24 protein-coding genes are annotated in these 23,624 nt (G+C 63.6%); 11 read left to right on the top strand and 13 right to left on the bottom strand.

The annotated features are described in order from the left end of the window. Positions 1 to 4 precede the first annotated feature (4 nt). Positions 5 to 973, bottom strand: coding sequence for a 5-dehydro-2-deoxygluconokinase (gene iolC, locus ACOOEX_RS12660; protein ID WP_420395166.1), 969 nt, complete (start codon positions 971 to 973; stop codon positions 5 to 7). Between the two features lie 96 nt (positions 974 to 1,069). On the opposite strand from iolC, the gene ACOOEX_RS12655 reads away from it, so the two are divergent. From ACOOEX_RS12655 to ACOOEX_RS12645, 3 genes are read left to right on the top strand one after another with little or no spacing between them, the layout of a single operon-like run. Continuing rightward, entirely contained in the window at positions 1,070 to 2,170 is a 1,101-nt protein-coding gene (locus ACOOEX_RS12655; RefSeq protein WP_420395165.1) for a Gfo/Idh/MocA family protein, read from the top strand. A 9-nt stretch (positions 2,171 to 2,179) separates the two neighbouring features. After that, complete coding sequence (locus ACOOEX_RS12650; protein WP_420395164.1) at positions 2,180 to 3,070, top strand: sugar phosphate isomerase/epimerase family protein; 891 nt, start codon at positions 2,180 to 2,182, stop codon at positions 3,068 to 3,070. Positions 3,071 to 3,082: 12 nt separating this feature from the next. After that, positions 3,083 to 4,246 carry a Gfo/Idh/MocA family protein gene (locus ACOOEX_RS12645; RefSeq protein WP_420395163.1) on the top strand — a complete coding sequence of 388 codons (1,164 nt, stop codon included), beginning with the start codon at positions 3,083 to 3,085 and terminating at the stop codon, positions 4,244 to 4,246. An 88-nt stretch (positions 4,247 to 4,334) separates the two neighbouring features. Here ACOOEX_RS12645 and ACOOEX_RS12640 read toward each other — a convergent pair whose 3' ends face one another. The 12 genes from ACOOEX_RS12640 to ACOOEX_RS12585 form a co-directional block, all read right to left on the bottom strand. Continuing rightward, positions 4,335 to 5,375: a hypothetical protein gene (locus tag ACOOEX_RS12640; protein ID WP_420395162.1), complete on the bottom strand. Its 1,041-nt coding sequence runs from the start codon at positions 5,373 to 5,375 to the stop codon at positions 4,335 to 4,337. 52 nt (positions 5,376 to 5,427) lie between these two features. Then, on the bottom strand, positions 5,428 to 6,429 hold the full coding sequence (locus ACOOEX_RS12635; RefSeq protein WP_420395161.1) for a LacI family DNA-binding transcriptional regulator: 1,002 nt from the start codon (positions 6,427 to 6,429) through the stop codon (positions 5,428 to 5,430). An 82-nt stretch (positions 6,430 to 6,511) separates the two neighbouring features. Beyond that, positions 6,512 to 6,964, bottom strand: a complete 453-nt coding sequence (locus ACOOEX_RS12630) for a CoxG family protein (RefSeq protein ID WP_306047359.1) — start codon at positions 6,962 to 6,964, stop codon at positions 6,512 to 6,514. A gap of 107 nt (positions 6,965 to 7,071) precedes the next feature. Then, positions 7,072 to 7,881, bottom strand: coding sequence for an XdhC family protein (locus ACOOEX_RS12625; protein WP_420395160.1), 810 nt, complete (start codon positions 7,879 to 7,881; stop codon positions 7,072 to 7,074). 11 nt (positions 7,882 to 7,892) lie between these two features. Next, positions 7,893 to 9,086, bottom strand: a complete 1,194-nt coding sequence (locus ACOOEX_RS12620) for a vWA domain-containing protein (RefSeq protein WP_420395159.1) — start codon at positions 9,084 to 9,086, stop codon at positions 7,893 to 7,895. Further along, positions 9,086 to 9,949 carry an AAA family ATPase gene (locus ACOOEX_RS12615; RefSeq protein WP_420395158.1) on the bottom strand — a complete coding sequence of 288 codons (864 nt, stop codon included), beginning with the start codon at positions 9,947 to 9,949 and terminating at the stop codon, positions 9,086 to 9,088. The genes ACOOEX_RS12620 and ACOOEX_RS12615 overlap by 1 nt, the downstream gene beginning before the upstream one ends. After that, on the bottom strand, positions 9,946 to 10,428 hold the full coding sequence (locus tag ACOOEX_RS12610; RefSeq protein ID WP_420395157.1) for a RidA family protein: 483 nt from the start codon (positions 10,426 to 10,428) through the stop codon (positions 9,946 to 9,948). The genes ACOOEX_RS12615 and ACOOEX_RS12610 overlap by 4 nt, the downstream gene beginning before the upstream one ends. 57 nt (positions 10,429 to 10,485) lie before the next feature. After that, a complete protein-coding gene (locus ACOOEX_RS12605; protein WP_420395156.1) occupies positions 10,486 to 12,903 on the bottom strand; it encodes an aerobic carbon-monoxide dehydrogenase large subunit in 2,418 nt (805 codons plus the stop codon). Further along, positions 12,900 to 13,394: a (2Fe-2S)-binding protein gene (locus ACOOEX_RS12600; protein ID WP_420395155.1), complete on the bottom strand. Its 495-nt coding sequence runs from the start codon at positions 13,392 to 13,394 to the stop codon at positions 12,900 to 12,902. The genes ACOOEX_RS12605 and ACOOEX_RS12600 overlap by 4 nt, the downstream gene beginning before the upstream one ends. 11 nt (positions 13,395 to 13,405) lie before the next feature. Beyond that, positions 13,406 to 14,239 (bottom strand): FAD binding domain-containing protein, encoded by an 834-nt coding sequence (locus ACOOEX_RS12595; RefSeq protein ID WP_420395154.1) that lies wholly within the window; start codon positions 14,237 to 14,239, stop codon positions 13,406 to 13,408. 142 nt (positions 14,240 to 14,381) lie between these two features. Continuing rightward, on the bottom strand, positions 14,382 to 15,482 hold the full coding sequence (locus ACOOEX_RS12590; RefSeq protein ID WP_420395153.1) for an MHYT domain-containing protein: 1,101 nt from the start codon (positions 15,480 to 15,482) through the stop codon (positions 14,382 to 14,384). 75 nt (positions 15,483 to 15,557) lie between these two features. Further along, positions 15,558 to 16,388, bottom strand: a complete 831-nt coding sequence (locus tag ACOOEX_RS12585; protein WP_420395152.1) for a LysR family transcriptional regulator — start codon at positions 16,386 to 16,388, stop codon at positions 15,558 to 15,560. Positions 16,389 to 16,502: 114 nt separating this feature from the next. On the opposite strand from ACOOEX_RS12585, the gene ACOOEX_RS12580 reads away from it, so the two are divergent. From ACOOEX_RS12580 to aroQ, 8 genes are all read left to right on the top strand, one after another. Further along, positions 16,503 to 17,036, top strand: coding sequence for a flavin reductase family protein (locus ACOOEX_RS12580; RefSeq protein ID WP_420395151.1), 534 nt, complete (start codon positions 16,503 to 16,505; stop codon positions 17,034 to 17,036). Then, the gene (locus tag ACOOEX_RS12575) at positions 17,036 to 18,511 is read left to right on the top strand and encodes an aldehyde dehydrogenase (protein WP_420395150.1); all 1,476 of its coding nucleotides are present in this window, start codon (positions 17,036 to 17,038) and stop codon (positions 18,509 to 18,511) included. Before ACOOEX_RS12580 ends, ACOOEX_RS12575 begins: the two co-directional genes overlap by 1 nt. A gap of 10 nt (positions 18,512 to 18,521) precedes the next feature. Further along, positions 18,522 to 19,556 carry an LLM class flavin-dependent oxidoreductase gene (locus ACOOEX_RS12570; RefSeq protein WP_420395149.1) on the top strand — a complete coding sequence of 345 codons (1,035 nt, stop codon included), beginning with the start codon at positions 18,522 to 18,524 and terminating at the stop codon, positions 19,554 to 19,556. Positions 19,557 to 19,589: 33 nt separating this feature from the next. Continuing rightward, a complete protein-coding gene (locus ACOOEX_RS12565; RefSeq protein WP_420395148.1) occupies positions 19,590 to 20,186 on the top strand; it encodes an amino acid synthesis family protein in 597 nt (198 codons plus the stop codon). A 3-nt stretch (positions 20,187 to 20,189) separates the two neighbouring features. Beyond that, on the top strand, positions 20,190 to 20,984 hold the full coding sequence (locus ACOOEX_RS12560) for an alpha/beta fold hydrolase (RefSeq protein WP_420395147.1): 795 nt from the start codon (positions 20,190 to 20,192) through the stop codon (positions 20,982 to 20,984). Between the two features lie 24 nt (positions 20,985 to 21,008). After that, positions 21,009 to 22,694, top strand: a complete 1,686-nt coding sequence (locus ACOOEX_RS12555) for a thiamine pyrophosphate-binding protein (protein WP_420395146.1) — start codon at positions 21,009 to 21,011, stop codon at positions 22,692 to 22,694. A 3-nt stretch (positions 22,695 to 22,697) separates the two neighbouring features. Further along, on the top strand, positions 22,698 to 23,075 hold the full coding sequence (locus tag ACOOEX_RS12550) for a carboxymuconolactone decarboxylase family protein (RefSeq protein ID WP_420395145.1): 378 nt from the start codon (positions 22,698 to 22,700) through the stop codon (positions 23,073 to 23,075). An 87-nt stretch (positions 23,076 to 23,162) separates the two neighbouring features. Next, positions 23,163 to 23,609 (top strand): type II 3-dehydroquinate dehydratase, encoded by a 447-nt coding sequence (gene aroQ / locus ACOOEX_RS12545; protein WP_420395144.1) that lies wholly within the window; start codon positions 23,163 to 23,165, stop codon positions 23,607 to 23,609. The last annotated feature ends 15 nt before the right edge of the window (positions 23,610 to 23,624 follow it).

Genomic DNA, 23,624 nt, shown 5'->3' with positions numbered 1-23,624 from the left:
CCTCTTATGGGGTGGCAGCGGCCATGAAACGGGCCAGTTCCTCAGGGGTGGGCATGGCGGGGGCGCAGCCAACGCGAGAGACGACGATTGCGGCGGCGGCGGACCCGGTTTGCACGGCGGTTCTGGCATCGCTGCCAGCGGCCAGCGTCGCGAGGAACCCGGCCATGAAACTGTCGCCCGCGCCGGTGGGTTTAAGCGCCTTTGTGTCGTAAATGCCGGTTTGCATTTCGCCTTCTGCGGTGATCGTGATCGCGCCTTTTTCGCCCATCTTGTAGACGACGATTTGCGCGCCCTCGCTGATCAGCGACCGGGCCTTGTCGAGCCCTTTCTCGATACCGCCCGCCATGAAGCCGAATTCCACGTCATTTCCGATGATGATGTCGCAAAGCGCGGCGGCGCGGGAGTAGACCTCTTCGGCCTCGCTGGCAGAAGCCCAGGAATAGGGCCGGTAATCCACATCGAAGATCAGCGGCAGACCGGCGGCGCGGGCCAGATCGACGGCCCGGAAACAGGCGCTGCGGGAGGGTTCTGCGGCCAAGACGGTTCCAGTGGTGACGAGGGCGGAATAGGCGCTGTAGTCCACCGCCTCTACATCCGCCAAGGTCATCTCGAAATCCGCCGCGCCGTTGCGGTAGATCACCGATTGGGTGTCTTCGAGCCGGGTTTCCACGACGGCCAAAGAATTGCGCGCTTCGCCACCTTCCAGATGCACATGGGTGCGGTCGATGCCGTAGGCGTCGAGCTGGTTCAGGCAGTAGCGCCCGATTGCATCATCGGACACCCGCGTGACCAGTGAAGCCTTGCACCCCAACCGGCACAACCCGGCGGCGATGTTCGCGGATGACCCGCCGAGGGCCGTGGTGAAGGCGGTGGCCTCTTCCACCCGCGCGCCCGGCGGGTCGGCATAGAGATCCATGCCCGCTCGCCCGATCACCAGAAAGGATTTACCGGACAGCCGCGCTAGACCTGTCATTTCCCCGTCCCTCCGAATTCATGGTTGCATGAAGCATGCACTCAGGATAACAATTTTGCAACCGGTTGCAATATGCGAATGAGAGAGGCCGAAACCATGAACCAGATCGGGATCGGAATCGTCGGGGGCGGCTATATGGGCAAGGCCCATTCGGTGGCCTTTGCGTCTGTGGGTGCTGTGTTCGAAACCCGCCTGAAGCCGCGCCTTGCGGCCATCGCGGCCTCGTCTCAGGCCAGCGCCGAACGCTATGCGCAGGCCTTCGGGTTCGCCCGCGCCGCGCAGGATTGGCGCGATCTGGTTTCCGATCCATCCGTGGATGCCGTCGTGATTGCCTCGCCCCAGAACACCCATTTGCAGATCGCGGAGGCGGCGTTGGCATTGGGCAAGCCGGTACTGTGCGAGAAACCGATGGGGCTCGACGTGTCCGAGGCGCGGGCCATGGTGGCGGCGGCGAAAACGGCGGGCGTGGCCAACATGGTGGCCTATAACTACATCCGTACGCCTGCATCCCAATATGTGCGGCAGTTGTTGTCCGAGGGCGCGCTTGGCCGCATTACCGGGTTCCGCTGCTTCCACGAGGAGGACTTCCACATTGCGCAGAAAACCCCCGCCTGGCGCTGCGAGGGCGAGGCCAATGGCTGTCTTGGCGATCTCGCCCCGCATCCGATCAACGCGGCCCTGGCGCTGATGGGGCCGATTGCGGAACTGAATGCGGTCATGGAAACCGTCTACCCCGATCGCAACGGCATTCCGGTCACGAATGACGATCAGGTGCAGATGATGGTGCGGTTCGAGAGCGGCGTCGTCGGCCATATCCACGCCTCGCGCGTCGCGACCGGTCGCAAGATGGGCTATGGCTACGAGATCACAGGAACCGAAGGCGCGATCCGCTTCGATCAGGAGGATCAGAACGCCATCTGGTTCTATCGCAAGGATGACCCGGACGGCCAGAAGGGCTTTCGCAAGATCCTGACCGGACCCGATCACCCCGACTATCTGCCCTTCTGTCAGGGGGCGGGGCATGGCACCGGCTATCAGGACCAGATCATTATCGAGGCGCATGATTTCCTGACCGCCATCGACACCGGTCAGGCTGTCTGGCCCACATTCGAGGCCGGGCTGGAGGTGCATCAGGTCATTGCCGCGGCGCGGGCGTCCGATGCCACGCGCACTTGGCAGGCGCCATCCGAATTCTGAGGGCAGGGCATGATCCAGATCGGCAATGCGCCCTGTTCCTGGGGCGTCGAGTTCCCCGACGACGCGCGCAACCCGCCCTGGCGGCAGGTGCTGAGGGAATGCGCCGAGGCAGGATATCAGGGCATCGAACTAGGGCCTGTCGGCTACATGCCGGAAAATCCGCAGGTGCTGGCCGAAGCGCTGCAAGACCATGGGCTGACCCTGATCGGCGGCGTGGTCTACCGGCCCTTTCATGACCCTGACAAGTGGATGGATGTGGTCGATGGGGCCGAGCGGACCTGCAAGGCGCTCGCCTCTCTCGGTGCGAAGCATCTGGTGCTGATCGACGCGATCTCTCCCCGGCGGGCGCCAACGGCGGGCCGGGCAGCCGAGGCCGAGCAGATGGATGGCGCGGAATGGACCGCCTTTCGCAACCGAATCGTGACGATTGCCAGGATGGCGGCAGAGGTCTACGGACTCGATGTCTCGATCCACGCCCATGCGGGCGGCTTCATTGATTTCGAGCCGGAACTGGAGCGGCTGCTTGACGAGATCGATCCTGGCCTTCTGAAGATCTGCCTGGACACCGGTCATCACGCCTATGCGGGTTATGATCCGATTGCTTTCATGAAACGGCATATGGACCGGATCAGCTATATCCACTTCAAGGACATTGACCCGCGTGTAAAAGCCGATGTGATCGCGAAGCGGACCGGCTTTTACGAGGCTTGCGGGCAGGGCATCTTCTGCAATCTGGGCAAGGGCGACGTGAATTTTCAGGCCGTGCGGCGCCTGTTGGTGGAACGCGGCTATCGCGGCTGGTGCACGGTCGAGCAGGATTGCGACCCGACACTGGACATTTCCCCGATCGCCGATGCAAAGGCGAACCGGGACTATCTGACATCCATTGGCTTTGACTGAGGGAGAACTGCCATGGGAAAACTGAACTGGGGTATGATCGGCGGCGGTGAAGGCAGCCAGATCGGCCCGGCGCATCGGTTGGGGGCGGGGCTCGACGGTGAGTTTGCCTTCGCGGCGGGCGCGCTGGATCACCGCCCCGATGTGGGTCGCGACTATGGCAGGCGGCTCGGGCTCGCGGCAGACCGTGCATATGGCGACTGGCGCGAGATGCTGGAGGGTGAGAGGGGCCGGGAGGATCGGATTGACCTCGTGACCGTGGCCACGCCGAATGCGACCCATTTCGAGATCACGAAGGCTTTCCTTGAGGCAGGGTTCCACGTGCTGTGCGAAAAGCCCATGACCATGACCGTCGAAGAGGGCGAAGAGATCGTGAAACTCGCCCGCAACACGGGACGCATCTGCGCGGTGAACTACGGCTATACAGGCTATCCGCTGGTCCGGCACATGCGGGCGATGGTGGCACGCGGTGATCTGGGCGCGATCCGGCTGGTGAAGGCAGAGTTCGCCCATGGCCACCACGCCGATGCCGCCGATGCCGACAACCCGCGGGTGCGCTGGCGCTATGATCCGGCGCAGGCGGGCGTATCCGCCCAATTCGCAGATTGCGGCATCCATGCGTTGCATATGGCGAGCTTTGTCATTGGTCAGGAAGCAGATCGCCTGTCTGCCGATACGGTCAGCTGCATCGCCAGCCGAGAGCTGGAAGATGACGCAATGGTCAACCTGCGCTTCGATGGCGGGGCCGTGGGGCGGCTCTGGACCTCATCCGTTGCGCTTGGCCGCCAGCACGGTCTGACCCTTCAGGTCTTCGGGGAAAACGGTGGCCTGCGCTGGAGCCAGGAACAGCCCAACCAGCTGTACTGGATGCCGCTGCGGGGGCGCTTGCAGGTGATCGAACGCGGGGAAGGGGGCCTGTCACCCGAGGCCGACCGGTCGAGCCGCGTGACCGTGGGCCATGCCGAGGGCATGCCTTTGGCCTTCGCCAATATCTATCGGGATCTGGCCGAGGCGATCCGGGCGGAGAAGGAAGGTCGCGCGATGGATCCTGCCGCCGATCTTTATCCACGGGCCGAGGATGGATTGCGGTCAATGGCGGCTGTCTTCGCCGTGGCCGAGAGCGGCAAGGCGGATGGCCGGTGGGTCGATGCCCGCCCGCCGATGTTCCGCCAGGGGTGAGTGCAGCGCGGGGACGCGTTTTTGAAAACGCGCTTAAAGGCCCTTCGAAGGGCCTTCCCCGCGCCAACCTCCGGGTGAGGTGACTGGGTCAGCCATCTGCCAGCCCGCCATAGTTTTGTCGTTCCTCGATGATCATCCGGGCGGCGCAGACGGAGAGCGGGGCAATCTCTTCCCATTCCGCAACAAAGCCCAGATTTGTCTCGCGCCGGACAAGAACAGCTCGGCGCAGGGCCATCAGTTCCGCCCGGCGGCTGGCAAGAAAATCAGCCTGCGGGATGACCGTCTCCAGCGGGCTGTCGAGTCGGATGACCTCGTAATAGCCCCCGGTGGCGGACATGAGGGCGAAGGCACAGGCAGGCACGTCCTCCTCTGGGCAGGCAGCATGGCAGAGCCGGGCGATTGGGGCTGTATGCGGCGAGGTCATGACCCAACTCTCAACGGCGCCTCGCCAGCGATTGTCAGGGTCGGTGTCCCCGAAACCATGCCCCAGGGCCAGCAGTTCGGCCATGCCGCGCGCGTCCGGGTCCGTGGCGTCAGCATCCAGACCGGTTATGTATCTAAGTGCCGCAAGCCCGTTTCCACGGGGTTCCGGTGGGCCGCTCAGATAGTCGAGATAGGGGGTAAGTTCCTCGAGAACCAAACCGCTGCCTGACAGCGCCGCCCGGTCTGCCGCATCTCCATAAAGGGCAAGGATCTGCGTGGCGTGATGGGCGGCCTGCGCTTCGCCCAACCGGTGAAGGGCGGCGATCCGGTCCAGCGTTACGCCGGGGCGGTCCGCAGTGGCCAGGGCTTGGGCCCGCGCATCGTCAGAGCGGGCCGCGACGGCCAGCCAGCTTCTGCCGAACCGGTCGTCCGGGCCAACCGCGCGGAAGAGAGTGCGCGAGGTTTCTCTTGGCAGCGACAATCTGTAGGGCGACGGCCCCAGATCGCCGGTTTCGATCCTGGCCAGCAGAAGTTGAGCATCGCGATCCCCGGCCTGGGACATTTGGGAGAGTGCCGGGAGGCTCTCAGCGTCATTGCCAGACAGCCAAAGCGCCACAATTTCGGTCAGGTCAGGTTCTGATTGAGCGTGCGCCGGCATCGGCATGAGCGCCAGAATGGCGAAGAAAAGGACCGACTTGAACGTCATATTGGGTGGCTCCTCGGGATGAACCCTGCCCATATTGACGCGATCCCTGTGATCAGATGCAACCTTTAAGTGTGCCGCGTTCGATTAGGGAAAGGGACAGAAGTTTCTGAACCGGCTTCACATCGGGATGCTCTGACAGGGTGATAGCTGTCTCAACAGATGTGGCGATAATCGCATCCAGGGGCTGCCTTATGGTGGTCAGGTTCACCAGCCCCCAGGAGGCCGCGTCCATATCGTTGAACCCGATCAGCCCCACATCACGCGGCACGTTACGGTCAGCTGCGCGCAGGGCGCTGAGTGCGCCGATGGCAACCACGTCATCACCGCAGAAATAGGCCTCGGCCAGGGGGCCGGCTGCAATCAGGCGGGCCATTTCCGTCGCGCCGGCATCGTGGGAATATCCGCCTGCGAAGCTTTCACTCAGGCGAATCCCGCCATGGCCCAACAATTCCTGCCGAAGCCCCTCCAGCCGGTCCTGCGTCGTGGTTGCCGTCTCTGGTCCGCCCAGAAAGCCAATATCGCGATAGCCCCTTGCAAGCAGCGCCCGCGCGGCCATCCTCCCGGCTTCCACATTGTCGATGCCGACAACCGGGACCTTTGGCTGTTCCGTGGCCCGGCCGAACGCATGCACCACCGGCAATCCCGCTGCCTTGCAGTCCTCCGCAAAGGCCGGCGTCAGGGTAGAGGAGGCCACGATCACCGCGTCCACCGAGTATTGCCGCAACATGCGAATGGCGGCCCCGGGGTCCGAATCCTCCGACAGGTTCACCAGCAGCGGGCGCAATCCCCGGTCCTGAATGGCGCGGGTGAACAGGTCGAAGACCTCCAGAAAGATCGGGTTGCGGAAGTTGTTGGACACCAGGCCGATCAACTTGGTGCGCCCGGTGGACAGGCCCGAGGCCAGCGCGCTTGGCGCGTATCCAAGCTCTGCCGCGGCCTGTTCGACCTTGGAACGGGTCTTGGCGGAAACCGATGCGCCGGGTGTGAACGTCCGCGACACCGCCGAGCGCGAGACACCCGCCCGCTCTGCCACATCCTTCAGGGTCACCGTCATTCCGGCCCGCTGCCTCCCGCTGTCTATCGTTCGGGAAATCAGACAGCGGGACGGGGCGAATTGCAACCGGTTCCCGTACCAGTCAGCCGACCGATTGCTCGGAGACGATCTCGCCGAAGCGGGTGAAGAACTTGCCCGACAGTTTCTTGGCGGTGCCCGCGATCAGGCGGCTGCCAAGCTGCGCGATCTTGCCGCCGATGTCGACCGTGGCGGTATAGGCGAGGATGGTTTCGGGGCCGTCCTCGGTCAGGGTCACCTCGGCCCCGCCCTTGGCGAAGCCCGCCGCACCGCCCTTGCCCTCGCCGGTCAGCGTGAAGCCATCCGGCGCGTTCGATGTGTCCAACGTCACCTCGCCTGCAAAGCGCGCCTTCACCGGGCCGATCTTCAGCACCACCTTGGCCTCCAGGTTCTCTGGCGAATGCTGGATCAATTCTTCGCAGCCGGGGATGCATTCGCGCAGGATCTCGGGGTCATTGAGCGCGCGGTAGACCACGTCGCGGGGGGCTTGGATACGAATTTCGTCGCTCAGGTCCATGTCTTGTTTCCTCTGCTCAGCAACATCTGGGATAGGCGCGAAGGGCCGCTTCGGCCTTTTCTTCGGGGGGCATTTCCGGGGGCGCGGGCCAGCGGGCCCGAAACCAGTCACGCACGCTTTTCACCATGGCTGGCTTCCCTCTGGGTATCGGTGTTGCGCCACTGGATCACCTCGGCGAGGATCGACAGGGCGATTTCATGGGGGTCGATGGCGCGGATATCGAGCCCTGCAGGGGATTTGAGCCGCGCCACGCGGGCCGGGTCCGTGCCCGCATCCACCAGCTTGGCCGAAAGCACCCCGGCCTTGCGGCGGCTGGCCACCATCGACACGCGCCGCGCGGGGGTTTCCAGCGCCGCCTTCAGAGCCACACCGTCGCCCTTGCCCTGCGAGGCCACGACAACGAAATCGCGCGGCTCGACGCCCAGACCGTCGATCTCTTCGGGATCGAACCGTGTTGTGCCCGCCCCCTCGAAAGCCCCCGACACGAAGACGCGCAGCCCGGTCAGGGCCGCATGGGTCGCCAGCGCCCGCGCGATCGGGCTGTCGCCGAAGATCACCAGCCGGGGCGCATGCTGGTATGGTTCGATCAGCAGATCCACCGTGCCGCCAGAGGGACAGCCGCTCTTGTAGGTCTGCACACCGTCTGGGTCGGTCATGGCCACCACCTTGTCGGAGGGTTTCACACGGATCATGCGGGGGGCGCCCTCGGCCAGCGCTTCGCCCGCCGCCGTGCGCACAGCCCGTTGTACACAGGCCCCGCCGAGATGGCCGAGGATCTCGCCGCCCCGCGTCACGGCGGCCTTGGCACCGGCCTTTGCACTGGTCGCATCGGCAGTGCGCAACACGGTCGCGACGCAGAACGCCTCGCCCTCCGCGCGCAACCTTTCCACCGTGTCGAAGATGTCGAAACCTGCCATGGGATGTCCTTTCACAGCTTCCGGAATTCGGGTTCCAGCGCGGCCAGCGCATCAAGCGTATTGGCCGGCAGATGGGCGTCGAGATGGGGCAGCGCGGCCTGCATGGCGGCAGCAACCGGGGCGTAGTCGGTCCAGCCCTTGAGCGGGTTGAGCCAGACGATCCGCCGGGCCTTGCGGCGGATGCGGGCCAGAACGTCAGCCAGCGCCTGCGGCTCACGCGTGCAATAGCCGTCCGACAGGATCAGCACCACGGTCCGGCCATTCAGCGCCCGCGCGCCGTAGCCCCCCAGGAAGCTTTCCAAACTGCCGGAAATATCGGTGCCGCCGCCGAAGCCCTCGGCCATCAGCGACAGACGCCCGGCCGCGCGAATGCTGTCATGATCGCGCAAGGCGTCCGTGACACGCATCAGGCGGGTATGGAAAAGATAGGCATCCGCCTCCGTCCCGCTGCCGATCAATCCTTTCAGAAACGCCAGGAAGACCCGCGAATAGACGGTCATCGACCCGCTCACGTCGCACAGTGCCACGATCCGCATGCGGCGCGGCGGGCGGGCGCGGCGGAAAAGGTCCAAGGGCTCTCCCCCGCGTGCGAGGCTCGCCCGCTGGATGCGACGCATGTCGAGCGCGGGGCCCCGCAGCGCCTGCCTGCGGCGGCGCGAGCGGCGGTCACGAATGGCGCGAGCGATGGCGAGGGCTGCGGCTTCTGCCTGCCTCAGTGCCTCTTCGTCCATCAGCTCGCGCAGATCCCGGCGGTTGAGGTTGGCCGTGCGGGTCGCAATCAGCTTCCCGTCTGTCCCTTCGGCCTCGCCCTCACCGGGATCAGGGGTTGTGGCGTCGTCGTTCCGTGAGTGACGATCTTCTTGCCCTGCCCCTTGTTCAGAGTCTTGCCAGATCTTCGGTTTGGCGGATTGCACCCGAACGTGACCGTTCTGAGCGGTTCCCGCACGCTGTTTGCCCGCGTTGAACCAATAGGCGTCAAAGAGTTCGTCGAACCGCCGCCACCCGTCGGCATCGCCCGCCAGCAACGCACACAGAGCCTGCCGCGCCTGTGTGCGGTCCGTCGCCTCCACCGCCGCCAACGCCGCAAGCGCATCCCCGGTTTCACGCGGACCGACACGCATCCCGTTCATACGCAGATGGCCGATGAAGCCGGACATCCGGTCAGCCAACCCGTCGGCGCGAAAGGGGAAGCGGGTGACTTGCATCAGGCCACCTTTCCAATCAGCCGGTCCATGACCTCGGCCGGTGCGGCGTCGTAGTCGGCAGCGGTTTTCAAAAGACAGACCAGAGTGGCCTGTACCTCGTCACGTGCTTTGGCCAGATCGTTCACACCAAGGCCGGAAAGCGCAGCCGCCCAATCCAGCATCTCGGCAATGCCCGGAGTTTTCTCCAGATCCTCCTTGCGCAGGGCCTGCACCACCCCCACGATCTGACGCGCGAGTTGGGCCTCGATCTCCGGCATCCTCGCCTTCAGGATCGCGAGTTCTGTGTCGCGGTCGGGATAGTCGAGGAAGGAATAAAGACACCTGCGTCGCAGCGCATCTGACAGATCGCGCGTACCGTTGGCAGTCAAGATCATGATCGGACGCGACTTTGCCCGGATGGTGCCAAGCTCGGGGATCGTGATTTGAAAATCCGACAGTATTTCAAGAAGGTAAGCCTCGAACTCTTCGTCGGCGCGGTCAATTTCGTCAATCAGCAAAACGGGCGGTATCTCTTCGCTGATCGCCTCCAGAAGCGGCCTCCGAAGCAGGTATTTATCCGCAAAAAGCTCGTCTTCGCTCGCGCTCCCTTCGGCTGCGCGGATCGCCAGCAACTGCCTCTGGTAATTCCATTCGTAAATGGCATGCGAGGCATCCAGCCCCTCGTAGCACTGCAGACGGATCAGTTTCGTGTCACGCAGGCCGGCCATGGCTTTGGCGACCTCGGTCTTGCCCACCCCGGCGGGACCTTCCAGCAAAAGAGGCCGGCCAAGCGTCTGCGCGAGATGAAGCGCCATCGCCAGCCGGTCGTCGGCGACATAGCCCGCGCGGGCAAGGCCCTGTTGGAGGACAGAGGGGGCGGTCATGACACAAGCACCTCGGCTTCGACTTCAATGGCAAAATTCATCGGCAATCCGGCGGTACCGATGGCTGAGCGTGCGTGGGCCCCAATCTCGGGGCCGAAGACATCCAGGACCAGATTGCTGAATCCGTTGATCACCAGGTGCTGATCCGAATATCCCGGCGCGGAGTTGACCATGCCAAACACACGCGTCCATCCGGTTATGCGGGACAATTCACCAATTTCCTGTTTGAGGTTGGCAAGAACGCATAATGCGATTTCGGATGCTGCCTCGGCGGCTTCCTCCGTGGTCAAATCTGCACCCACCTGACCGAAAGGTCCGTTAAGACCGCCGTCCGCACCGTGGCGTGGATGGCCCGAAATCAATGCCCGGTTTCCGCGGACATTCACCATCGAAAACGGAAGATGGACCCCATCCGGCAAACGTACCGGCGGTGGCAAGGTCAGTCCTAAGGATTCGATCCGTTGCTCAGGCGTGCTCATGCAATCCTCCGCGGTTGGCCGCCGCACTTGGAAAGAAGCGCGGCGGCCAGTCCACGATCAGCCGTGCAGGCCGAGCCCGTTGGCGATCTTCCAGATCCGCCAATGGTCATGCGGCATGTGGCTTTGCACAAGCCCGAAGGGCCGGAAGGCATCGTGCACGGCGTTCGAGAAGGCCGGAACACCGCCCACGTTGGGGCTTTCGCCCACGCCCTTGGCCCCGATCGGGTGGTGCGGCGACGGAGTCACCGTGTGGTCGGTGGTGTAATTGGGCGTTTCCCACGCGGTCGGGATGAAGAAATCCATCAGCGTGCCGGTCTTCACATTCCCCATCTCATCATAGGCAATCTCCTGCCCCATGGCGATGGCGAGCGCTTCGGTCACGCCGCCATGGACCTGACCCTCGATGATCATCGGGTTAATCCGCGTGCCGCAATCGTCCAGCGCATAGAACTGCCGGATCTCCCACTCGCCGGTGTCCACGTCGATCTCCATCACGCAGATATAGGCCCCGAACGGGTAGGTCATGTTGGGCGGGTCGTAGTAGCTGACCGCCTCCAGCCCAGGTTCCAGACCGGGAATGGCCTGGTTGTAGGCGGCGAAGGCGATCTCTTTCATGGTCTTGAAGCGCTCGGGCGCGCCCTTGACCGTGAAGCGATCCACGTCCCATTCCACGTCGTCGTCATGGACCTCCAGCAGGTAGGCCGCGATCATCTGCGCCTTGGCGCGGATCTTGCGGGCGGCCATGGCCGTTGCCGCCCCCGCCACGGGGGTCGAGCGCGATCCATAGGTGCCCAGGCCGTAGGGGGCGGTGTCGGTGTCACCCTCCTCCAGCGTGATGTCATCGGCGGGCAGGCCGATTTCGCTGGCGATGATCTGCGCGAAGGTCGTAGCGTGGCCTTGACCCTGGCTGATCGTGCCAAGCCGCGCGATGGCCGATCCGGTGGGGTGGATGCGGATCTCGCAGCTGTCGAACATACCAAGCCCGAGGATGTCGCAGTTCTTGACCGGCCCCGCGCCCACGATTTCCGTGAAGTGGGTGAGGCCGATGCCCAGAAGCTTGCGCGTCTTGCCTGCCTTGAAGTCCTCGACCCGCTGCGCCTGTTCGGCGCGCAGGTCCTCATACCCCACGGCCTTCAGCGCCTTGTCCCAGGCGGTGTGGTAGTCGCCCGAGTCATATTCCCAGCCAAGCGCCGACTGGTAGGGGAACTGGTCGGCCCGGATGAAGTTGATCCGGCGCAGCTCGGCCGCGTCCATGTTGAGCTTGATCGCCAGAACCTCGATCATCCGCTCGATGAAATAGGCCGCTTCCGTCACCCGGAAGGAACAGCGATAGGCGACGCCGCCCGGTGCCTTGTTGGTATAGACCCCATCAACGGCAAGGTAGGCGGTCGGGATGTCGTAGGATCCGGTGCAGATGTTCATGAAACCCGCCGGGAACTTGGTGGGGTCGGCGCAGGCGTCAAACCCGCCGTGGTCTGCCGTGGTGTGGCACCACAGCCCGGTGATCTTGCCCTCTTTCGTGGCGGCAATCTTGCCGTGCATCCAGTAGTCGCGGGCAAAGGCCGTGGACATGAGGTTTTCCATCCGGTCCTCAACCCACTTCACCGGCTTGCCCGTCACGATGGAGGCGACGACCGAACAGACATAGCCCGGATAGGCGCCCACCTTGTTGCCAAAGCCGCCGCCGATATCGGGGCTGATGACGCGGATGTTGTGTTCTGCCAGGCCCGAGATCAGCGACACCACGGTGCGGATCGCGTGGGGTGCCTGGAAGGTGCCGTAAAGCGTCAGCTTGCCGGTCACCTTGTCCATCGAGGCCACGCAGCCGCAGGTTTCCAGCGGGCAAGGGTGGGTCCGATGGTAATAGACCATCTCCTCGGCCACCACCTCGGCACCGCCCAGAACCGCCTCGGTTCCGTCCTTGTCACCCACTTCCCAGGTGAATATGTGGTTGTGGTGCTTGCGCGGGCCATGGGCCCCTTCGGTCTGCCCCTCAAGGTCTTCGCGCAGGACCACGTCCGATTTCATCGCCTCGAACGGATCGGTGATAACGGGAAGTTCCTCGTATTCCACCTCGACCAGTTCCACCGCGTCCGCCGCGATATAGCGGTCCTCGGCCACCACATAGGCGACCTCCTGGCCCTGGAACAGCACCTTGCCATCGGCCAGCACCATCTGCTTGTCGCCCGCCAGCGTCGGCATCCAATGAAGCCCGAGCGGCGCAAGGTCTTCGGCGGTGAGCACCGCCACCACACCGGGCAGGGCCAGCGCGGCCTCCTTGTTGACGGACACCACGCGGGCATGGGCATAGGGGGAGCGGACGAAATCGCCAAACAGCATCCCGTCCATCTTGATGTCATCGACATAGTTGCCCTTGCCTTGCGTGAAGCGCACATCCTCCACCCGCTTGCGCGAGCAGCCCATGCCCTTGAGATTGGCAGCGCGTTCTTCGGGGGTCATGCTCTGGTCGTTCATTCCGCAGCCTCCTTCTGGGCGTTCAGCATGTCAGCCGACGCCATGATGGCCTTGACGATGTTCTGGTAGCCCGTGCAGCGGCAGAGATTGCCGGCCATGCCGAACCGCACCTCTTCCTCGGTGGGCGTCGGGTTTTCCTGCAGCAAGCGATGCGCGCGGGTGATCATCCCCGGCGTGCAGAAGCCGCATTGCAGCCCGTGATGTTCGCGGAACATCTCCTGAATGACGCCAAGGCTGCCATCTTCGTTGACGAGTCCCTCGACCGTGGTCACATCGGACCCGTTGGCCTGCGCCACGAAGACGGTGCAGGATTTCACCGACTTGCCGTCGATATCCACCGTGCAGGCCCCGCAATGGCTGGTCTCGCAGCCAATGTGCGGCCCGGTGATGCGCAGGTTTTCCCGCAGGAAATGGATCAGCAGCGTGCGCGGCTCTGCAAGGCCCTCGACCTCGCGCCCGTTCACGTTCAGTTTTACGTGCATCTTTGACATGAGCGTTCTCCTCAGCCCGCGCGGCTCATGGCGCGCGCGATGGCGCGGCGCAGCATGACGGCGGCGACGTGTTTCTTGAATGCGACCGGGCCGCGATTGTCCTCGACCGGGTCGATGGCGTCGAGCATGGCGGAAACGCAGCCTTCCACGTCACCACCCGCAAGCGCGGCGCTGGCCGCTTCCGACCAGATCGGCGTGTCGGCAAGGTTGGTCATCGCGACCGAGGCCGACCCGTTCCCGACCATCACGGCGGCGGCGGCGGTGGCATAGTCACCGATCTTGCGCTTCTGCTTCTCATAAGCCTGGCCCACGCCGGCCCCCGGCACCGGGATCGTGATCCGGGTCAGGATTTCCTCGTCCTCGCGGGCGGTGAAATAGGCGGCCTCGTAAAACTCGCGCGCGGCCACGGTCCGGGTGCCGTCGGGGCCCACCAGTTCGAAAGACGCGTCAAGGCACTGCATCAGCCCTGGCATGTCGTTGCCCGGATCGCCATTGGCCACGTTGCCGCCGACAGTACCCATGTAGCGCACCTGCGGGTCCGCGATCTGCAAGGCAGCCTCGCGGATGATCGGCACTGCCGCCGCCAATCCGTCATGGGTAATCAGCTCGTGCTGGGTGACCATGGCACCGAGCGTGACGCTGTCCGCGCCGATCTCGATCCCCTTCATCTCCTGAATATCCTGTAGGTCGATCACATGGGCCAGATCGGCCATGCGCAGCTTCATCATCGGGATCAGGCTGTGCCCGCCCGCGATGACCCGCGCTTCATCCCCGTGTTCCTGCAAGATGCTGATGGCCGACGCCGTATCGGTCGGCCGGTGATACTCGAAACCGGCTGGTATCATGTCTGTTGTCCTCCCTGCGCCCGAGGCCTTGGCCAATCGGGTCCGGGGACATGGAACGATCACTATGCGGTTGCATTCCAGCGGCCGGGAACAGGCCGCGCCATCTGTTTCACGAAATGCGAATGAGCTGCACGAGTTGCGATCAGAGCCCGAGCGCCTCCCGAATGTCGCTCAGGCGTGATCGGCTGACGGGCACCTTGGGCAGCGAGGCGACTCCCTCGAAATAGCAGGTGCCGTTGTCCTTGTGTCGCTCGAAGCTGGACACATGCGCGGGGTTCACGAGGTAGCTGCGGTGCACCCGCAGGAAGCCCGCAGATGCCAGGCGCTCATCTGCCTCGGATATGGTCCAGGGGCAGAAGAGTTTCTCGGCCCCGACATAGAGCACCGTGTAATGCCCTTCCGCACGAATGGCGGCGATGCGGGACGGGGTAGCAAAGACCGTCTTGCCGTCACGTTCATAGGGAACGCCTGCCGTGGCGCTTGCGGTCGCGCGCGGTGCCGAGGGGGGCGACGGTGGGGGCGTGGTGGCGCTGGGGACAGGTTCTATGAAGGTGATGCCGGTCAGCAGGAAGGCCCCGCAGATCAGGAAGGCCGAGACCGTGACGCCCATGGCCAGCACCTGATTGCTCAGCGTCGGCCCGGCCCCGCCCCCTGCATCAGCGGCGGTAAAGCTGGTTAGGCCCGTTGCCACGAAATGCATGGTGAAGACCGCCAGCCCGAAACAGGCGGTGCCAAGCAGGATGTTGCGATGCGTGCGGCTGTCATAAGCGACCCAGATCGCCAGCACTGACAGCACGACCGACGCCAGGGTCGCTATCGCGACATCCAAAGCCGTGTAGACCGGTCTGCACAGCTGCATCCCAGCCATGCCCACGTAATGCATCACCACGATACCAAGCCCCACGATCGTTCCCGCACCGACAATGACCGGCAAAGACCGGGCGCGGAAATGCAATAGCAGCAGCGCCAGCCCCACCATCAGGATCGCGATCAGGGCCGAGGCGAGCGTGATCAGCGCGTCGTAATAGAACAGGATCGGCAGTTGCAGCCCCAGCATCGCCACAAAATGCATCGACCAGATACCGCCGCCCAGAACCACCGCTGCCAGTGCCACGATGATCTTGCGCCTTGGCCGGTCCAGCCGCGACGCCCCATGGGTCAGGGACAGCCCCGTGAAGCCAGCCATCAGGGCCACGGCCAGAGAGGCCGCAACAAGCCAGCCATTATGTGTGTAGTCGAGCATGATGTCCCTGCACTCTCCCCGGTGCTGGCGGTAGGCTAGCAAACTGGTGGGGGCCACGCAATTTGCCAGATGGAGTCAGCCTTGCGCAAATGCCTCGGCGATCCAGTTCCAGGTGCTTTTCGCGGTCTCTGGCATCAGCAGATAGGTGCCTAGGGCAAAGAGCGGGGCGTCGGCGATTTCATACAGCCCCGTGGCATCGGTTCGGGCCGCGACCAGGGACCGGGGTAGATAGACGGATCCGCCCACTTCCAGCAGGTAATCCAGCGCCGCGACGGCCGCGTTAAAGGTTGTCCGGGCAGTGCCTGCGTCGTGGTATTCCTCGCCATGGCTGCGGCGGAAATCCTCGCCGTAATCCACGAAGATGTAATTCGACCCGCTGCGAACGGGCGTATCGGGCCGGTCGGAGTAAAGTGCTAGTTCATCGGCGGGCAGGGGCAGCACCGTCTGGCCCTTGCGCGCGACCGGTTCACGGGTCAGGCACAGGTCGATCTGACCCGCTGACATCCATCTGTCCAGCACCTCGGGGCTGCCGTGATAAACCGACAGGGCGATATCCGGCTGACGCGCCCGGATCATGTCGAAGATGCGCTTGCCACCGATTGGCCAGAGTTCCGGCGTGCAGCCGAAGTTGCAGATCATGTTGACGCCCGTGGGCAACCCGGCCTCCAGCTTGGCCTGACGCCAAAGCCCGATCATGATTTGCGCATAGTTCAGCAGCTTTGTGCCCGCAGGGGTCAGGGTCACCCCGGATTTCTGCCGGTTCAGCACCGTCTGACCCAGTTCCGCCTCCAAAGCCTTCAGCCGCATGGTCACGGTCGATTGTGTCACGTGCAGCCGTTCCGAGGCGCGCACCAGCGACCCGGTTTCGACGATGGCGACGAAGGTTTGCAGGGCGGCGAGGTTCATGATTTATCAATTCAAGAAAGTTGAATTTATTGCTTAAAATAATTCGTTATACAAATACGACCGAATCTGCAACCTTCTCCTTAACGCGAAACCGGCAGAGCAAGGGAGGTTGCGATGCAGGGGACACCCCCAAAACCCGCCGTCGAGCGGGCAGATTTCATCAACGCAATGCGCCGCGTGGCGTCCAGCGTGACTGTGGTCACCACCGATGGCAGTGCCGGACGGCACGGGGCGACAGTCAGTGCATTTTCTTCGGTGTCGGCCGATCCGCCGACGGTGCTGGTCTGCCTGCACGCCAAAAGCCGCATCGCGGCGGCGGTCGAGGCAAACGGGCGTTTCTGCGTCAACGTGCTGCCCGATCACAGCGACCGTATCGCGGACCGCTTCGCCGGGGCCCATGACCGGGAAATCGCAGACCGGTTTACCGGCATTCCCTGTCAGGGTGACAAGGGCATGCCGCCGCAGATCGAGGGCGCGACCAGTTTCGCCTGCACCGTCGACAACGTGGTTCAGTCGGGCAGTCATCTGGTGGTCTTTGGCCGTGTCGAGGCCGTCGGCCATGGGGATCGCGAGCCGCTGACCTATCTCGATGGGGCTTATCACTTCGTCACACCGAAAACCGTTCAAACCATGGGGGCCGTGAACTGATGGGAGAGCTTCAGCGATATGACATGCTGATCGGCGGGGAATGGGTGCAGGCCAAGGATGCCGCGCGCTTCACCACCTTCGACCCGGCAACCGGCGAAGACTGGTGCGAGATCCCCGAAGCGACGCCCGAAGACGTTGACCGCGCGGTGCGGGCCGCCCATGCGGCGCTGGATGGCCCCTGGGGGCAGATGACGCCGACCGAGCGCGGCAAGTGCCTTGGGCGGCTCGCGGATCTGCTGGCGGCAAATTCTGAGCGGATTGGCCGGATCGAGACCCGCGACACCGGCAAGATGTTCAAGGAAACCCGCTGGCAGGCCAGCTATATCGCGGAATTTCTGCGCTTCTACGCGGGAGCTGCCGACAAGATCCATGGCGAGACGTTGCCGATCGACAAGCCCGATATGTTCGTCTTCACGAACCGCGAACCGCTTGGCGTGATCGCTGCCGTGATCCCGTGGAATTCCCAGATGTTCCTGTCTGCCGTGAAGATTGGCCCGGCACTGGCCACGGGGAATACCATCGTCCTGAAAGCCTCCGAACATGCCTCCGCGCCCTTGCTGGAATTCGGTAAGCTGGTTTCCGAGGCGGGCATTCCCGATGGCGTCGTCAATATCGTGACCGGCGGCGTCGCCTGTGGCGAGGCGCTGACGAAACACCCCCTCGTGGCCCGCATCGCCTTTACCGGTGGTCCGGTGGCCGCACGCCATGTGGTGCGCAATTCGGCGGAGAATTTCGCGGAAGTCAGCCTGGAACTGGGCGGCAAATCCCCCTTCATCGTGTTCGACGACGCGGACATCGAAAGCGCCGTGAATGGCTCGGTCGCGGGCATCTTCGCGGCCTCGGGGCAAAGCTGCGTGGCAGGCTCGCGGCTCTACCTGCATGAGGATATCGCGGACGACTTCCTTGCCCGCATGGTCAAGATCGCCCAAGGCATCACCATCGGTGATCCGCAGGCGGAAGAGACCGAGATGGGGCCGCTCTGCACGCAAGGGCAGCTTGATCACATCACCCGGCAGGTGGCGTTGGCGCAGGAAGAAGGCGGCAAGGTGCTGGTCGGCGGTCAACGCCCCGAGGGGCTGGCAGGGCTTTACTTCCAGCCCACCATCATCGACTGCCCGCGCAATGACCTGACCATCGTGGACACGGAACTGTTTGGCCCCGTCCTCGCCGTGCAACGTTTCCGTACCGAAGAGGAAGCGCTGGCGATGGCCAATGAAACGGTGCACGGCCTCGCGGCTGGCATCTTTACCCGCAACAACGCCCGTGCCCTGCGCATGTCCAAGCGCATCAAGGCGGGCATTGTCTGGGTCAACACCTACCGCGCGATTTCCCCGATTGCGGAATTCGGCGGCATGAAAAACTCTGGCTACGGGCGCGAAAGCGGCTTCCAGGCGCTGTGGGATTTCACACGCCCCAAGACCGTCTGGATGAACATGTCCGAAGACCCGATCGCCAGCCCCTTCCAACCCCGTTGAGGATCACCCCATGAAATTCCACCTCGCGATCAACCTCGAACGCATGACGCCCGAGACCGATATTCGTGCGGTCCGCGACCATACATTGGAAATGGTCAAGATGGCCGATGAAGCAGGCTTTGAGATTGCCTGGGCTGCTGAACACCATGCGCTGGAAATGACCATCGCGCCCAACCCGTTCCAGATCCTGACCTGGTGGGGCGAGCATGCCAAGAACATCCGCCTTGGCGTGGGCGTGGTGAACGCGGCCTACTGGCACCCGATTGATCTGGCGGGCGAAGCGGCGTTTCTTGACCTCACAAGCGAAGGGCGGCTTGAGTTTGGCATCGGATCGGGCGCCTATCAGCGCGAGTTCGACCGGATGTTCCCCGGCCTCGATCAGAAAGACGGCTGGCGCTACATGCAAGAAATGCTGCCCGTGGTGAAGGAGCTTTGGAAGGGCGATTACGAGCATAACGGCACCTACTGGAACTTCCCCAAATCGACCTCCTGCCCGAAACCCTTGCAGGAAGACGTGCCGATCTGGGTCGCCGCGCGCGCGCCGATTACCTTCGATTATGCCGTTGAGCATGATTGCAACATCATGAGCTGGCCGCTGACCATGCCGATGAGCGAGGCGGAAAGCTATCGCGGACGACTGGACGATGCGATTGCCAAGAACGGCGGCAAATTCAACGGCACCTGGGCGATGATGCGCCACACGGCTGTCTATGAGACCGAGGAAGACCGCCAGCGTGCGCTCGATTCCGTCCGGGTGCAGCTGGCCATGTTCGGCAACCTCATGACCAAGACTGGCGAAGTCCATAACGGCTTCCCCGACACGGTGAATGCTGAACAGCTGGAGGGCAATTTCCGCGTCGATCCGGTGATGCTGGAAGAAAACCTGATGTTCGGCACGCCCGAGACGGTCATCGAGAAGCTCAAGCTATACGAGGCGATCGGTGTGGATGCGTTCATCTATTACGCCTCCATGGGCATGGATATGGACCAGCAGAAGGAGAGCCTGAGGCTCTTCATCGACAAGGTCATGCCGGCCTACGCCTGACCCCAGAAACGAACGCGAACAGGACCAGAGAAAATGGCTGTAGAAATCCGGCGTGTGCTCACGCTGACCCAACTGACCCATGTGGAAGGGGGCCGCGAAGTTCCCGAACCCACCCGCATGTTTGCCGCGATGGCCGTGATCCGGAACCCGTGGTTCGGGCGCGGTTTCGTGGAAGACATGAAGCCCGAGATCCGCGAACACTGCCCCGTCATCGGCAAGCTTCTTACAGAAGAAATGTTGCGCCTGTCGGGCGGGTCCATCGAAGGGGTCGGCAAGGCCTCCATCGTCGGCATGGGCGGTGAGGTCGAGCATGCGCAGGCGCTGACCCATTCGCTGTGGTTCGGCAACCAGTTGCGTGAGGCGATTGATGCCAAGACCTATCTGGTGTTCTCGAACACGCGAGGCGCGGCGGGCTGCACCATCACCATCCCTATGATGGACAAGGACGATGGCGGGCGGCGCTCGCACTACCAGACGCTGCAAACCACCATTCCCGACGCCCCCGCAGAGGATGAGATCATCGTGGCCCTTGGCGGCAGCCTTGGCGGACATCCCCTTCACCGGATCGGCAACCGCTACGAGGATCTGGAGGAAATGGGCCGCTCCGTCGATAATCCGGCGGGGGTGTAAGCGATGGCAATCGCGCCTGATGGCACCGCCTATGATCTGACGGGCCCCGAGGGCGCGCCGGTGGTGGTGCTGATCCACGGGCTCGGGCTGACGCGGGCGACATGGAATGATCACGTCCCGGCCTTTGCTGACCGGTTTCGGGTGCTGACCTATGACCTTTGCGGTCACGGGGAAAGTGCCCTGCCGGGCGAAACCCCGAGCCTGGCGGTGCTGTCGGAACAGATCGTGCGGCTGCTGGATCATCTGGGTATTGTGAAGGCCGCGCTCGTAGGCTTTTCCCTTGGCGGCATGATCAACCGGCGCTTCGCCATGGATCATCCTGAAAGGGCTACGGCGCTCGTCATCCAGAACTCGCCGCACGAGCGAAGCCCGGAAGCGCAGGCGCTGGTCGAGAAACGGGCGAAGGACACCGGGGCAGGGGGGCCTGCGGCGACAATCGAGGAAACGCTGAAACGCTGGTTCACGCCATGGTTTCTTGCGGATCATCCTGCGACGGTGAACTGGGTGCGGGACACCGTGCTGGCCAATGACCCCGACAACTACACAGGTCACCGCTACGTGCTGGCGGCGGGCGTCACCGAACTGATCCGGCCCGAGCCGCCCATCACTCACCCCACGCTGGTCATGACCTGCGAGAATGACAGCGGCAGCACACCGGCCATGAGCCACGCCATCGCCAGCGAAATCGCCGGGGCGGAAACCATCATCGTGCCGGGCTTGCAGCATCTGGGCCTTTTGGAACGGCCCGAGCTCTTTACCGGCCCGACAAGGGATTACCTCATCCGCCACGCGGGTTGAGGTCAGGAACAAGGACACGCAACAATGACGAAACTCACAGGCGGTCAGGCGGCCGTGGAGGCGCTGAAGGCCGAGAAGGCCGATCATATCTTCGGGCTCATCGGCTCGGCCACGATGGAGATGTTCGACGCGCTCTACGACGCGCCCGAGATCCGGTTTATCGGGGTGCATGATGAACGCACCGGCACCCATATGGCAGATGGGTTTGCGCGGGCCAGCGGGCAAGCGGGTGTGGTTCTGGCGGGTCAGAACGGGCCGGGGGCAACGAACCTCGTGACTGGTCTGGCGCAGGCGAAGGCGGCCTACTCGCCGGTCGTGTCCATCGCGGGAATGCTGTCCTCGGGCCACAAGTATCGTGATGCCTTCCAGGAGGTCGATCAGGAGGCCCTGTTCAAGCCCATCACCAAGCAGACATGGACCGCGACCAGCACCGACAGGGTGCCGGAAATGGTGCGCGAGGCCTTCCGCGTGGCGCAGGCCCCCCGCAAGGGACCGGTGCAGTTGAACCTGCCGCGCGACGTGCTGTCCGGTGAGGCAGATTTCGGCCCGATGCCGGGGCCGGAAACCTACGCCCATGCCCCCGCCGCCGGATCGGACGACGCGATTGCCAAGGCCGCCGCCATGCTGCGTGGGGCCGCGCGCCCCGTGATAGTTGCCGGGGGCGGCATCAAGATGACCGGGGCCGCCGACGACGCGCTGGCGCTGGCAGAGGCGACGGGCTGTCCCATCGTGACCTCGCCCGGTCACGGCGACGCGCTGCCCTTCGGCCATCCCCTGAACGCCGGCCAGATGGGCCCGCGCGGCAACCCGGTGGCTTCCAGGCTGGTGAAAGAGGCCGACGTGATCCTCGCGCTTGGCACGCGGCTCGGCTTCAACTCCACCTTCTACAGCTACGACAACATCAACCGCGACGCCGCGATCATCCAGATCGAGCAGGAGCCGACCGCCATCGGGCGCTATTTCCCCGCGACCCTTGGCATCCTGGCCGATGCCCCTACGGCGGCCCGGCAACTGGTGGCGGCGCTGGCCAGGATCGACGATCGCAAACTGGCCGAGGCGTGGACGGCGGCCTACAAGACCGAGCGGCAGGCCTATCTGACGAAGCGCGATGCGGATGCGGATGTGGCGACGCTGCCCATCCAGCCCTCGGGCCTGTTCAAGACGCTGCGCAACGTGTTGCCGAAAGAGAGCGCCCTGACGATGGATGCGGGCACGCTGTGTCTACAGGCCACGGATGCGATGAACTACTGGCAACCCAAAAGCCTCTTCACCCCGCTCGATTTCGGCCTCGTGGGCTTTTCCTTCGCCGCCGGCCTCGGCGTGAAACTGGCCATGCCCGACCGGCCGGTGATCAGCCTGATGGGCGACGGTGGCTTCGGCATGACGGTGTCGGAACTGTCGACAGCAGTCGATTACGGCATCAACACCGTGACCGTGGTCATGAACAATGGCTGTTGGGGGGCGGAGAAAGCCTATCAGCGCGATTTCTTCGGCCAGCGCTACATCGGCGCGGACATCTCCAGCCCGCCCTTCGACAAGTTGGCGGAGCTTTACGGCGCGGCGGGCTTCAAGGCGGAAACGCTGGACGAGACCGCCGATTGCATCAAGGCCGCTCTGGACTGCGGAAAGCCAGCCGTCATTGACGTGTCGGTTGACCCCGCCGCGCTCTATTCCTTCCGCCGCGACAGTTTCAAGCACCGGGGAGGGTGAGCCATGACCGACAAGAAATACCCATATACCGAAGCGCAGCGGCAGTCCGATGACTGGAACCCGGTCTGGGACAAGATGGCCGAGATGGACCCTGACTATCTGGAGGGCTTCCTGCATTTCCGCTCCGTGCCGCAAAACCACGGGCCGCTCGAGCAGAAATACAAGGAATTGATCTTCATCGCGATCAACGCGGCGACGACGCATCTCTGGGCGCCGGGTGTGCGACGGCACATTCAGAACGCGCTCAGGGCCGGGGCCACGCGCGAGGAAATCATGGAGGTCATCCAGCTGACCACCATCATGGGCATTCACGCCATGACCATGTCCACCCCGATCCTTGAAGAGGAGTTGGCGAAGTTCGAGGAGGATGCCTCGCTCTGACCGCATTGGGCGCAAAGGCTTGATACAGGGCGGTTTCGCTGCCATTAGAAGGCGAACGCCGCCCCTCATGCCCCGGAAAGACCCGATATGAGCAAGACCATCTACATCCTGAACGGTCCCAACCTGAACCTGTTGGGCCAGCGACAGCCGGAGCTTTACGGCCACGACACGCTGCAGGATGTGGAGCGGACCTGTACGGCCGTGGCGGCAGAGTTTGGCTGTGAGATCGTTCAGAGGCAATCCAACCATGAAGGCCAGCTCGTCGATTGGATTCACGAGGCGCGTCAGAACGCTGCCGGGATCGTGCTGAATGCGGCGGCCTATACGCATACGTCGATTGCCATTCTGGATGCGCTTAACACCTATGACGGTCTGGTGATCGAGGTTCACGTCAGCCAGATCCACAAGCGCGAAAGCTTCCGCCACACGTCTTATGTGGGTCTTCGGGCGGACGCGGTGCTGATGGGCTTTGGCGTCAATGGATATGCGCTGGCCACGCGCCATGTCTGCGAGATGCTGACCGCCAAAGGCTGAACGCAAACACCCCCC

The sequence above is a fragment of the Nioella sp. genome (assembly GCF_965215655.1).
Lineage (GTDB): Bacteria > Pseudomonadota > Alphaproteobacteria > Rhodobacterales > Rhodobacteraceae > Nioella.
Note: the sequence above shows the minus strand (reverse complement) of the source record. Positions and strands in the feature narration are given on the sequence as shown.